Below are 13,016 nucleotides of genomic sequence, written 5' to 3'. Positions count from 1 at the left end.
TTTTTGAGTGAGACGTTACCGGCCAATCAATTGCAGAACTGCGCTGGCCGCCTGTGTGCTGGCATTTAACGCCAGGCTTTTTCGAATACGGTCAAACTCAGCCAATGTCACCTGGCGCTCGTCGCCGTCGATCAACAGTGGCAATATCGCCGCGCTTATTGCCTCGGGCGTGGCATCATGTTGGATCAGCTCCGGCACCAGAGGTTGATCCGCCAAAAGATTAGGCAAGCTGATGTATTTCGATTTAACCAGCTTCGACAATATTTTGTAGGAGAGCCAGGCCATCCGGTAAGCCACCACCATGGGTTTACCCAGCAGGAGCGCCTCCAGCGTAGTGGTACCCGAAGCCATCACCACGGCATTGGCCGCGGCCATTACCTGTTGCGATTGCCCGGCAACCACGGTGATGGGCAGCTCACTGAAACCCTTCAACTGCTCATGAATCTGCTCAAGCCGAGCGCTGTTTGCCGCCGGTACAATAAATTTTAAATTGGGTAGTTTGTGCAAACACAAAGCGGCCGCCTGCCATAACAGCGGGCCGACCAGACGCACCTCCGCCTCCCGGCTACCCGGCAGTAGCGCCAAGTAGGTTGAGTCAGGCTCCATAGCCAGCGCCTCGCGCAGCGAACCACTGTCGGCCACCGGCGCAAGTTCATCCGCCAACGGGTGACCAACAAATTGCACCGGCACCCCATGCTGCTGGTAAAAATCGGCCTCGAAGGGAAATAGCGTGAGTATTAGGTCGACCGCCTTGGCGATTTTATGGACGCGCCCCTGCCGCCATGCCCAAACCGAGGGGCTGACATAATGTACCGTGGTAACGCCCTGCTGCTTGAGTTTCAGCTCTAAATCGAGATTAAAATCGGGCGAATCGATACCGATGAACAGGTCGGGAGGATTATTGGCGAAATGGTTGAATAACTGACGACGGATGGATAACAGTTCTGGCAGGCGTTTCAGTGGTTCAATTAAGCCCATCACCGCTAATCGTTCTTGATCGAACAGAGATTTAAAACCGATGGCCAGCATCTGTTCACCACCAATGCCGGTGAACTCTGCATCAGGAAAACGGGCTTGAATTGCCTGCATCAGGCCAGCACCCAGGATATCTCCCGAGCGCTCACCCACCACCACGCCGATTCGCAGTGGTGCCGGCATAGCTAGCGGACTATGCCCCGATTGGAGACATCCAAAGAGGTGATCATCGCGTTGATGCAATCCTCTTCTGCGGCGAGTTCGGTCAGCGCGGCAACCGCTTCATCGACAGTCAGCCCGCGACGATAAATAATTTTAAAGCCGGTACTGATGGCGGCAATCTGCTCTTTACTGAAGTTGCGGCGACGCAGCCCCTCTTTGTTGATGCTTTTTGCCGCTGCGGGATTGCCATTAACCATGACATAGGCCGGTACATCTTTGCCAATGACACTACCCATGCCGGTAAAAGCGTGTGCGCCAATATAACAAAATTGATGTACCAGAGAATAGCCGCCCAAAATAGCCCAATTATCGATATGAACGTGGCCTGCCAAAGCAGCATTATTGACGAGGATGCAATTGCTACCAATAACGCTGTCATGACCAATATGGGCATAGGCCATGATCAAATTACGATCACCGATTTTGGTTTCATTGCGGCCCTGAACAGTACCGCGATGGATAGTGACACCCTCTCGAATAACGTTTTCGTCACCGATAACCAACGTGGTTGGCTCGCCGCGATATTTTAAATCGGGGGTATCTTCACCTACCGTCGAGAATTGGAAAATTCGGTTGTGTTCACCAATGGTGGTCGGCCCCTTGATAACCACATGGGATTCGACAATGGTATTGGCTCCAATTTTTACGCCCGGGCCAATAATGGACCAGGGGCCAACAGTAACACCTTCGGCCAGCTCCGCGGTTGGATCAATGATGGCACGTGGATCTATCAAGCTCACCAGTTCTTTTCCAATCCATCAATTAATCTAAACTTTTCGATCTGCACACATGATCACGCAGGAACAGGCCGTTTCGCCATCAACGGAGGCGACGCAATCAAATTTCCAGATACCGCGCTTTACAGAAACAACTTTGGAAGCCAGCTGCAGGCGGTCGCCCGGTATTACCTGGCGACGAAAACGGACATTGTCGACCCCGGCAAACAGGTAGATAGAGCCATCCTCCGGCGTTTTATCCATCGATTTGAAACCAAGCACACCAGACACCTGGGCCAGCGCCTCGATAATCATTACCCCAGGAAAAATGGGAACGGATGGGAAGTGACCATTAAATACATCTTCGTTAATTGTAATATTTTTATAGCCAACGATAGACTCGTTGGGCACCAGCTCTACAATCCGATCCACCAGCAAAAATGGAAACCGGTGCGGCAGGTAGTCTTTAATTTCATTCACATCCATCATACAAACGGCCTTTAATCGTTCCCCTAATGAATGGCCTGTGAGGGGCCAATCGATGCTTGGCTTATGAAGCCGGTAAGCGGGCAATTATCTCATAGCAAATAGAATTAGCCCATTGCCTTTAACCAATAGCGGGAGTGTTGCAGGGAAATTGTGTGGCCGGGCGGGAGGAAGTTACTCGCCCAGCTTCTTTGCCAGGCGGCTGAGCAGCCGGGCCAACTCATCCAACTGCCCGAAGCGGACAGCATTTTTACGCCATTTTTTCACTGGGGCCAGCGGAATGCCAGAGGCGTAGACACCCGGTTCGGTGACAGAATTGGTTACCATCGCCTTACCCATAAAGTGAGCGTTGTCGGTGATCTCGATATGACCGGTGACACCTACCTGGCCGGCAAAGGTGCAGTTCGCACCGATTTTGGTGCTGCCGGCAAAACCGCAGCAACCGGCAATAGCGGTGTTATTGCCCACCGCGACATTGTGTGCGATGTGCACCAAGTTATCGATAATCACACCATCGGCGATTACCGTATCGCCCAGAGCACCGCGATCGATCGCCGTGTTCGCCCCGATTTCGACACGGTCACCAACGATGACTCGACCGAGTTGATGGATTTTCACCCAACCAGCGGGCGATGGTGCGAACCCGAAGCCATCGCTGCCAAGTACAGTACCACTGTGAATAACACAGGCTTTACCCAACTCCACTTGATGATAAATAGTGACGTTGGCGTGCAGCAGGGTATCCGCACCAATTTTGGTATCGGCACCAATAAAGCAGCCGGGGCCAATCACCACACCAGACTCAATAACCGCACCGCTCTCGACCACCGCGTTGGCTCCAATCTGAACGTCGGAACCCAGCACAACACCATCGGCCACCACCGCCGAGGCGTGAACGCCAGCGCCGCGGCGATGAAAGTGATGATCAAACAATCGACTAGCTTTGGCGTAAGCAAGATAGGGATCATCGACCAGCAGGCAGTTGCCCTGGAAGCCAGACGCCTCGGCTCCCGCCTGGGTAAGAATAACAGCACCAGCTTTAGTGCCGGCTAATTGCGGAAGAAACTCGGCGCGAGCAACAAACGCCACCTGGGCAGCCGTTGCCTGATCCGGTGTGTTCAAGCCGGAGACAGCATAGAGCTCATCCCCTCTCAATTCAGCGCCAATCTGATTGGCTAACTCACTCAGTGAAATCAATCGCTCACACCCTTTGCCTGAGCTCTTGCCGCAGCTCTGTTACTTCATTTTGTTCAGTTTTTCAGTAACCATCGCGGTAATATCTGCACTCGGCTCCGCGTAGTAGACCGATTGTGCGTTCAGCACGATGGCGATGCCCTCAGCCTGAATCACTTCGTTCAATACCTGCTTGGTTTTCCCTTCGAACTCACCCAGCAGGCTGCGTACAGCGGCGTTCTGCTCGGCTTGAATCTTCTTCTGGGCCAACTCCAGATCGGCGCGCAGGTACTCTACCTTTTTGCGGTGCTCAGCCTGTTGATCCGCGTTCCAGGTCATACCCTTGCTCATCTGCTCATCACGCAGCTTTTCCAGGTCGGCAACAATGCCTTCGTATTTGGCTTGCATAGCGGCAAACTCGGCATTGGCTTGCAGATCCGCGCTCACTTTTTTCGCCGCTTCGGTGCTCAAAATGGCTTTTTCAAAGTTAAAGATAACGACTTTGCCGGCAGCAAAGGCGGGCACAGAGCCCAAGCTCAACAATGCCAGCGCAAAAATGGTTTTAAGGTTAATCACTGATTTAGCTCCTTGATAAGGGTGCGTATTAAAGGCCGACCCAGGGTCGAACCGTGAAGGCCATAGCAACAGCCGCGCACTAAACGGCCGGCATTATGGCCTTGTCAGGCAAGCGGTTCTACTCCCTTACCCAAATTTTTATCCGTTTTTGCCCCAATCAGCCCTGCTGCGCTAGAAAGCGGTACCCAGAGAGAATTGGAAAAACTCCCGTTTGTCCTCTTCCTGGCTCTTAATCGGCTTGGCGATACTGAAGGTCAACGGCCCAAAACCGGTAATCCAGGTTAAGCCCAAGCCAAAGGAAGAGCTCAGTTTATTGAGGTCAACGTCGTAGCAGTTGAGCTGGGTTTCAGCACAGCTGGTATCAAACACGTTACCCGCATCGATAAAGAAGGCCGACTGTAACGAGCGCTGATCCTTGATAAAGGGCAGCGGGAAAAGCACCTCGGCACCAAATTCTATCGAGACATTGCCGCCAAAGGGACTATCGCTGCGGGTAATCTGACGAGTGGACAGTTGTCCGGTCTCGTCGTCGATGATGTAAGCCAGGTTATCGTACTGATCCACTATCCCATCGCCATTGTTGTCGAGCGCCTGCAGATAGACCGTGTTGTAGGCATAAGCCGGCGAGGCCCGTGGTCCCAGCGTGTTGCGCTCAAAGCCCCGTACCGAACCAAAGCCACCACCATAGAAGTGCTCAAAGAAGGGCAACTCGGTGGTGTTGCCGTAGGCGTCCGCGTAACCGAGCTGGGTGCGCAGACGCAGAGTCAAATCCCGGGTCAATGGCTGGAAGTACTGGGCATCGTAGATGAACTTGTAGTACTCCAGATCGCTGCCAGGCACACTCGCCTCCAGCGAAATCGATTGCGAAGCACCCCGGGTCGCCAGACGACCGCGGTTCAGGGTCGACTCCCGCCAGCCCAAGGTAACGGTGAACATATTGAAACTGTCACCGTTTTTGTCGATGAAGCCGGATGGGTTACGCAATACCACTACCGGGTCGCTGCTTGGGAAGCGGGTGTCGAGGTCGGTGTAGTCGTAGGGATCGATAGTGCCATCTGTCGCTTCATCGGTGCGATTGCCGTCCGAGTCCAGGAAGAGATCTATTTCGGACTGGTCGATAATACCGTCACCATTGACGTCATCCACCAGATCGTTGTTAAGCAGATCGATCTGATCGGCGATCTCCTGGGTAACGTAGCTCTGACTAACCAGGTCCCCTTCCAGCAGTCGCGGGCTTGAGCGAATCTCCTGTACCGCTGCGGCACCGGTATCGATGGCGATGTTGTTGTAGCCAAACGACATGCTCAACCGGGAGATTTCCGATGTGGGGTAACCAAAACTAACGCTGGCACCATAGGTATCGGTGTTGTAGGTGGCCACACCAAACTGGCCGAAATCGCGCTTGCGGAGATAGACGCTAAAGCCGCGGCTGACGCCGTCGGGCGTGAAATAGGGGTCGTTAAAGTTGAAGCTGTAAACGGTTTGGTACTTACTGCGGCTCAAGGCAAAGCCCACCGACTTACCGGTACCGAACCAGTTGTCCTGCTGAACATTGGCACCCAAGGTAAGACCGGTGCCCTGAGCGTAACCGATACTGGCACCGATGCTGCCAGAGGGTTGCTCCTCAACGGTGTACTCAACATCGACCTGATCAGAGCTGCCGGGCACTTCGCGGGTATCAACGTTAACCTCTTTGAAAAAGCCCAACCGCTCCAAACGCACTTTGGACTGTTCGATGGCGGCCGTAGAGGCGGAACCACCCTCCATTTGCCGCATCTCCCGGCGCAATACTTCATCGGAAGTCTTGGTATTACCACGGAAATCAATCCGGCGAACGTAGGCACGTTTACCTGGGTCGACAAAGAAGGTGATTTTTACGGTTTTATCATCGTCGTTGCGCTCGGGAATGCCGCGCACGTCGGCAAAGGTGTAGCCCTCATTACCCAAGCGTTTGGTAATGTATTCGGAGGTAGTGGTCATCAATACCTGGGAGAAGTTCTGTCCTTCGCTCACCAGAATCAGGCGCCGGATAATCGACTCATCCACCACCAGATCACCCGCCAGCTCCACCTCGCTCACTTTGTAAACATCGCCCTCGGTGATGTTTACAGTGATATAAACGCCCTCTTTATCAGGGCTCAACGAGACCTGAGTGGAGTCGATACTGAACTTGAGGTAACCGCGGTCCAGATAGAAGGACTCCAGCCGCTCCAGGTCACCGGAGAGCTTCTCCTTGGAGTACTTATTTTTGCTGCTGAACCAGGAGAACCAACCGCCGGTACCCAACTCAAAAAGATCGAGCAGCTCCTGCTCATCAAACTGGTGGTTACCCACGACATTAACGTGGCGAATCTTGGCAACCTTACCTTCATCCACGTTGATTTTAATCTCAACCTGGTTGCGCGGCAGTTGCACCACTTCGGCGTCGACGCTGGCACTGTAGCGCCCCTGGGCAACGTACTGACGCTCCAGCTCCTGGGTTAGCCCTTCCAGCGTCGCCCGCTTGAAGATCTGCCCTTCCGACAGACCGTTATCGGTCAAGCCCTGCAGCAGATCCTCAGATTTAATCGCCTTGTTACCATCTAGGGTGATGGAGCTGATGGCTGGCCGCTCAGCAACCACAACCACCAGCACATTGCCATCACGGCCGATGGCGATATCTTCGAAGAATCCGGTACGGAACAGCGCGCGCGTCAGGCGCTGAATATCCACCTCTTCAATTTGGTCGCCCACCTGTATTGGCAACGCGGCAAACACCGTACCGGCAGAGACTCGCTGCAAGCCCTGGACACGAATGTCGTCGACACGAAACGATTCAGCCGAGGCAGCGACAGAAAACAACAGCGAGAATACGCAACAGATAAACAGACGACTCATAAGTAATGGAAAGATCAATCAGAGAGAAATGTACACGAGACAGATAGCGCAACAACGGAGCATCTGAACCGACGGATAAATGAGCCCAAGCCTAGAGGAGAGATGTTGGATTTTATTATTGGCATGGATAATTGGTAGACGATTGTTAACCCGAAAAAATAACTAAACGATGGTTACCCTGGTAACCGACTTCAAGCCGTTGCCTTTGGATAGCAAACAGCAGCGGCGGTTCCCCAACAGAGTGGCGAACATCCGCCGGCCACCGTCAGGTTAGGTCGGAAGCCCAAATAATCGCCCCTGAAAAATACTGACGATGTCGTTGTAAAACGCCAGTATCATGATGCCAGCTACCAAAAACAGGCCCAATTGGTAGCCGATGGTCTGCACCCGTTGTGATACAGGTTTGCCCTTCACCGCTTCAATTAAGTAGAAAAGCAGATGGCCCCCATCCAACACCGGGATAGGCAGTAAATTTAGTACGGCCAGGTTAACGCTCAATGACGCCAACACGGTGACAAACACTATCCAGCCGGCCTTGGCGGAATCGCCCGCCACTTTAGCAATGGTAAAAGGCCCACTCAAGCTTTTCGTCGAGATTTCACCAACAATCAGTTTCTTGATGGAAACGAACACAATTGTGCTGGTTGACCAGGTTTTATCTACTGCAGCAACAAACGCCTGAGGAACTGAAAAGCGCTTCTCATGCAACATACCCGGCGGCCAGCTGGCCTCGGGAAAGCGAATGCCGATACCGACGAAAGATTCGCCATCGGCCTCCAGTTTGCGAGGCGTGATCACAAGGTCCTGCTCCACCCCCTGGCGCAGCACAGTAAAGGTAATGGGAACATTGGCGTGGCCGGCGATGGCATTGCTCAGATCCCGGCCGGTGGCCAGCAGCTGGCCATTGGCGGCAACGAAAAGGTCCCCGGCAACCACTCCGGCCGCGGCCGCGGGTGAGTCGGCCACCACACCGGAGGCGCGTGGCTCACTCTTCGGCTGGAACAGTTCCAACCCCAAACCTTTGAAGGGGTCGGGGGCCTGATCACCTTTCAGCCAGTTGTCCAGGTAGGCCTGGTTGAGGTATTCCAGGTCGGAGTCCGGGTATTTCACCGTAAAGACAATCTCACCCGACTCACCCAGGCGGTGCAACAGCGCCTGGCTCAGGGTCTGCCAATTCGGGGTCGGTTTGCCATCGACAGCGATGATCTCCTGGCCGGCTTCAAGCCCGGCCTGATCGGCAACGGAGCCTTCCATCACACTGCCCACCACCGGCGCCACCTCGTAGCGGGCCGGCATAAAGGTTACCCAAAAGAGCAGCACCGCCAGTACGAAATTGGCCAGGGGGCCCGCGGCGACGATGGCAATGCGCGCCCAGACGCTCTTGCGGGTAAAAGAGTTCTGCAGCTCTTCATCTGCCACTGGGCCTTCACGCTCATCCAGCATCTTGACATAGCCGCCCAGAGGTATGGCCGCGATGGCGAACTCTGTGCCGAGCTTATCGCGCCAGGTAACAAACGGCTTGCCAAAGCCAATGGAGAAGCGCAATACCTTCACGCCCATACGGCGGGCAACGTAAAAGTGCCCAAATTCGTGGAAGGTAACCAAAATGCCTAAGGCCACCAAAAACCAAAATAGCGTCAACATAGCAAGTTCTACAATTGAGTTAGGGAGCGGGTTCCAGTCCTGCCAGAGGAACCCCTATCGTTTGACGACCCCGGACAATTACCTCTGCCGCTTTGGCTCGCGCCTGCAAATCCACCGCTTTTACCGTCTCCAGATCCTTCGCCACCGGCATAGCCACCCGCTCGACCGTCGCCTCGATCACCTCAGCAATCGCCATATAGCCGATACGCTCCTGCAAAAAGGCCTCCACAGCCACCTCATTGGCGGCATTCACCACCGCCGCCATGGTGTTGCCCGCCTCTGCCGCCTGCATCGCCAGCCGCAGACAGGGAAAACGGCGCAGATCCGGCGGCTCGAAATCGAGCCTGGCCACCGCGAACAGATCGAGCGGCTCAACCCCGGAGTCAATTCGACTTGGCCAGGCCAAAGCATGAGCGATGGGGGTGCGCATATCCGGGTTGCCCATCTGCGCCAATACTGAGCCATCGGTGTACTGCACCATCGAGTGGATCACACTCTGCGGGTGGATCACCACCTGCACCTGTTCGGGCTTGGCATCAAACAGCCAGCAGGCTTCAATCAGCTCCAGGCCTTTATTCATCATGGTGGCGGAATCGACCGAAATCTTCCGTCCCATGGACCAATTAGGGTGGGCACAGGCCTGATCGGGAGTAACCGATAGCAGCTGCTCCAAGGGGGTGGTGCGAAATGGCCCACCCGATGCAGTCAGCAGAATACGTTCGACACCCACCTCGGCCAGAGGCCCGAAGTTCCTGGGTAGACATTGGAAGATAGCATTATGTTCACTATCAATGGGCAACAAAGTGCAACCATTGGTGGCAACGGCATCCATAAACAGACCACCGGCCATTACCAGCGACTCTTTGTTGGCCAGCAGTACCCGTTTGCCGGACTTAACCGCCGCCAGGGTTGGCTCCAGGCCAGCCGCCCCCACAATGGCCGCCAGTACGGTATCGACCTCATTGGCATTACTCACCTGGCAAAGACCGGCTTCACCAGACAACACCACAGTCGCTAACGAGAGCGCCTGCAGCCGCTCCGCAAGCTGATCGACAAGCGTGTCATCCTTGATAACCGCGACCGCCGGTCGAAACTGCTGGCACTGGGCCACCAGCAGTTCGACATTGCTGTTTGCCGTTAACGCAAATACCTGGTAGGCATCGGGATGGCGACTGATAACGTCCAGCGCACTGCGACCAATCGATCCGGTAGAGCCCAATAAGGTAATTTTTTGCATTAATTTGTCCTATGACCGGTCATACAGCTGACACTGCAACCGTCTTTAAAAACGCATCCCAGAGATCAACAGAATGAACGCGAACACCGGTACTGCGGCGGTCATACCATCAACTCGATCCAAAACCCCACCGTGTCCAGGCAGAATCAGACCGCTGTCTTTGACACCGCGGTGGCGCTTAACCATGCTTTCGAGTAGATCACCCAGCACGGAAATAAGCGCGGCGGGAGCCACCAACAGCAGCATCCAAAGGCGATCCGACGGAGCCCAAAAATGGCCAACAACCCCCGCCAGCAACAGGCTGGCCGCAAAGCCGCCCAAAAAGCCCTCCCAGGATTTACCAGGGCTAACCGAAGCTGCCAGTCGGCGCTTACCAATCAGCTTTCCAGTGAAATAGGCGCCAATATCGGCAAAGGAGACCGCCGCCACCAATAGCAGCACCAGCCAACTGCCTTGATCCAGGGTCCGAATATAGAGCAAACCGATCCAGGTAGGCACCAGGACAAACACTCCCATCACCAGGCGGACCGGGGTGGAGCCCCATAAAATGGAACTGGAGGGATAGCCCTGCACCCACAGCAGAGCAACACACCACCAAAACAGCGCTATCAAAAAGAGGGATTTAAGACCGGCTTCATTGTGCAAGGTGAAGTGGGTGTCCACCGCCAGAAACCAGCTGCAGAGGAGTACCAGGGCCGCCACGAGGAGCAGATAGCCTGCTTTCTTGTAACGAATGGAGATACCTGCCAGGTTGGCCCACTCCCAGGCACCGACAGCGGTGCCCAGGGAGATGAAGATAAGAAAACCACCCGGCGGTAGATAGAACAGGACACCCAGAAACACCAGTGCCATAACCACGGCACTCATGACTCTTTGCTTAAGCACTCGCGATCCCCGAACTCTTTTGATCTTCCACACGGCCACCAAAACGGCGCTGGCGAGTATAGAAGCTATCGACGGCCTTTTTCAGCTCAGCGGCATCAAAATCGGGCCAAAAGACGTCGGTGAAATAGAACTCAGCGTAGGCACACTGCCACAACAGAAAATTACTGATGCGCAGCTCACCACCGGTGCGAATCAACAGATCCACAGGCGGCATATCGGCCAGGCTGGTGTATTGATTAAGCAGCTCTTCGTCGATGGCCTCAGGCGCCAATTCGCCCTTGGCTACCTGTTCGGCCAGCTGCTTACAGGCGTTGGCGATATCCCACTTGCCACCGTAATCGGCTGCAATCACCAAGGTTCGGTCGCCGCTATTGGCAATCGACTCGGCATCGGCGATGGCTTGCTGTATACGGCCACTAAAGCGAGTGCGATCACCGATGATACGAATTCTCACACCTTCTTTATTGAGCTTTTTCGCCTCTCGGCGCAGATAGCTGAGGAAGAGCCCCATCAATGCCTCTACCTCTTTTGGCGGGCGGCGCCAGTTCTCGCTACTGAAAGCGAACAGGGTAATCACTTCGATTTTATGGTCGGTGCAGGCGGTCAGCACATCACGGATACGCTCCACACCCGCCTTGTGGCCACTACTACCAAGCATGCCACGCTGTTTTGCCCAGCGGTTGTTGCCATCCATTATTATGGCAACGTGCTTCAATGGTTCTATCGTCACGCCTACCTCTTCCACGTTACGGCACTGCGCAACGTTTATATTTCCATTAAGTCCTTTTCTTTATCAGCCAGGGCGCTATCGACCTTGGCGATATATTTATCAGTGATTTTCTGGACCTCGTCGGCGGCGCGACGCTCGTCGTCCTCACTGATCTCCTTCTCTTTCTGCAGGTTTTTCAACTCACTGATGGCATCGCGGCGAATATTGCGGATGGAAACCCGAGCTTGCTCCGCCTCGGCACGAGCGGTTTTGATAAATCCTTTACGGGTCTCTTCCGTCAGCGCCGGCATCGGGATGCGAATCAGCTCACCGGTGGTGGAAGGATTCAAACCCAGGTCCGATTTCATAATCGCTTTTTCAATTTCAGGCACCAGGGATCTGTCCCAGGCGCTGATGGAGAGGGTGCGGGCATCAAGAACGCTGACGTTGGCGGCCTGGCTCAATGGGGTATCGCTACCGTAGTAGTTGATGGTGATACCGTCCAACAGGCTCGGGTGTGCCCGGCCGGTGCGGATTTTATTGAAGTTGTGTCCAAGCGCTTCGACCGACTTTCCCATCCGGTCTTCAGCGTCCTTTTTTATCTCATTGATCATGGGTGTAATTCTCCAACTCTATTGGCACGCAGGCTCACGCGGAGGCTCTGCTCTCTTCAATAAGCGTGCCCTCAGAACCTCCAGTAATGATGTTCAACAGTGCGCCGACCTTGTCCATTTGGAAAACCCGGACCGGCAGGTCGTGCTCGCGACACAGGCAGATTGCGGTCAGGTCCATCACGCCCAGTTTCTTAGCCAGCACCTCATCAAAGCTGAGGCGATCGTATTTCACGGCGGTGGGATCCAACATTGGGTCGGCGGTGTAGACGCCATCCACCTTGGTGGCCTTCAACACCAGATCGGCCTCAACCTCGATACCCCGTAAACAGGCGGCTGAATCGGTGGTAAAAAATGGATTACCGGTACCCGCGGCAAAAATCACCACTTCACCGGCCTCCAAAAAGCGAATTGCCCGGCGGCGGTCGTAGTGCTCGACAATACCGCTCATGGGAATCGCCGACATCACACTGCAGCTAATATTAGAGCGCTCCAATGCGTCGCGCATGGCCAGAGCATTCATCACAGTGGCCAACATACCCATATGATCACCAGTGACCCGGTCGAGACCAGCTGCACTCAAGGCCGCGCCGCGAAACAGGTTACCACCACCAATCACCAGCCCGACCTGAACACCGATACCGACCAGCTGGCCAATCTCCAGCGCCATTTTATCGAGTACTTTGGGGTCAATGCCGAACCCCTCTTCGCCCATCAGTTGCTCACCACTGAGCTTTAACAATATACGTTTGTATTTTTTATCCCGGGCCGACGGCATCCTTTTCTGCTCCACCAAATAAAAATTGAGCGCAGTGTACCAGGAAGCCAGCTCAATTTCACAAGCCAATTGTCTTTAACTTGTATGATTCCAAACATTTCGTAAAGCTTAAGACACGCCAACCACA

Annotated in this window: 12 protein-coding genes; all 12 read right to left on the bottom strand. The window is 54.4% G+C overall.

The window, feature by feature from the left end; translation table 11 throughout:
• Positions 1-15: 15 nt before the first annotated feature.
• Positions 16-1,158 (bottom strand): lipid-A-disaccharide synthase, encoded by a 1,143-nt coding sequence (lpxB, locus tag SBL51_RS15125; RefSeq protein ID WP_317931891.1) that lies wholly within the window; start codon positions 1,156-1,158, stop codon positions 16-18.
• Positions 1,159-1,160: 2 nt separating this feature from the next.
• On the bottom strand, positions 1,161-1,937 hold the full coding sequence (gene lpxA, locus SBL51_RS15120; RefSeq protein WP_317931890.1) for an acyl-ACP--UDP-N-acetylglucosamine O-acyltransferase: 777 nt from the start codon (positions 1,935-1,937) through the stop codon (positions 1,161-1,163).
• A 27-nt stretch (positions 1,938-1,964) separates the two neighbouring features.
• The gene (fabZ, locus tag SBL51_RS15115) at positions 1,965-2,402 is read right to left on the bottom strand and encodes a 3-hydroxyacyl-ACP dehydratase FabZ (protein WP_317931889.1); all 438 of its coding nucleotides are present in this window, start codon (positions 2,400-2,402) and stop codon (positions 1,965-1,967) included.
• A gap of 171 nt (positions 2,403-2,573) precedes the next feature.
• Positions 2,574-3,596: a UDP-3-O-(3-hydroxymyristoyl)glucosamine N-acyltransferase gene (gene lpxD / locus SBL51_RS15110; protein ID WP_317931887.1), complete on the bottom strand. Its 1,023-nt coding sequence runs from the start codon at positions 3,594-3,596 to the stop codon at positions 2,574-2,576.
• Positions 3,597-3,635: 39 nt separating this feature from the next.
• Positions 3,636-4,148, bottom strand: a complete 513-nt coding sequence (locus tag SBL51_RS15105) for an OmpH family outer membrane protein (protein WP_317931886.1) — start codon at positions 4,146-4,148, stop codon at positions 3,636-3,638.
• A gap of 171 nt (positions 4,149-4,319) precedes the next feature.
• Positions 4,320-7,025: an outer membrane protein assembly factor BamA gene (gene bamA, locus SBL51_RS15100; protein ID WP_317931885.1), complete on the bottom strand. Its 2,706-nt coding sequence runs from the start codon at positions 7,023-7,025 to the stop codon at positions 4,320-4,322.
• A 270-nt stretch (positions 7,026-7,295) separates the two neighbouring features.
• Positions 7,296-8,669, bottom strand: coding sequence for an RIP metalloprotease RseP (gene rseP, locus SBL51_RS15095; RefSeq protein WP_317931884.1), 1,374 nt, complete (start codon positions 8,667-8,669; stop codon positions 7,296-7,298).
• A gap of 19 nt (positions 8,670-8,688) precedes the next feature.
• The gene (gene ispC, locus SBL51_RS15090; protein WP_317931883.1) at positions 8,689-9,906 is read right to left on the bottom strand and encodes a 1-deoxy-D-xylulose-5-phosphate reductoisomerase; all 1,218 of its coding nucleotides are present in this window, start codon (positions 9,904-9,906) and stop codon (positions 8,689-8,691) included.
• 45 nt (positions 9,907-9,951) lie between these two features.
• Positions 9,952-10,773, bottom strand: a complete 822-nt coding sequence (locus SBL51_RS15085) for a phosphatidate cytidylyltransferase (RefSeq protein WP_317931882.1) — start codon at positions 10,771-10,773, stop codon at positions 9,952-9,954.
• Between the two features lie 10 nt (positions 10,774-10,783).
• Positions 10,784-11,521 (bottom strand): polyprenyl diphosphate synthase, encoded by a 738-nt coding sequence (uppS, locus tag SBL51_RS15080; RefSeq protein ID WP_317931880.1) that lies wholly within the window; start codon positions 11,519-11,521, stop codon positions 10,784-10,786.
• 35 nt (positions 11,522-11,556) lie between these two features.
• Entirely contained in the window at positions 11,557-12,114 is a 558-nt protein-coding gene (frr, locus tag SBL51_RS15075; protein WP_317931879.1) for a ribosome recycling factor, read from the bottom strand.
• Between the two features lie 34 nt (positions 12,115-12,148).
• Positions 12,149-12,889, bottom strand: coding sequence for a UMP kinase (pyrH, locus tag SBL51_RS15070; protein WP_317931878.1), 741 nt, complete (start codon positions 12,887-12,889; stop codon positions 12,149-12,151).
• Between the last annotated feature and the right edge of the window lie 127 nt (positions 12,890-13,016).

The sequence above is a fragment of the Halioxenophilus sp. WMMB6 genome (assembly GCF_033283405.1).
GTDB lineage: Bacteria > Pseudomonadota > Gammaproteobacteria > Pseudomonadales > Cellvibrionaceae > Halioxenophilus.
The sequence above is the reverse complement of the archived record's forward strand: the minus strand, read 5'-3'. Positions and strand labels throughout refer to the sequence as shown.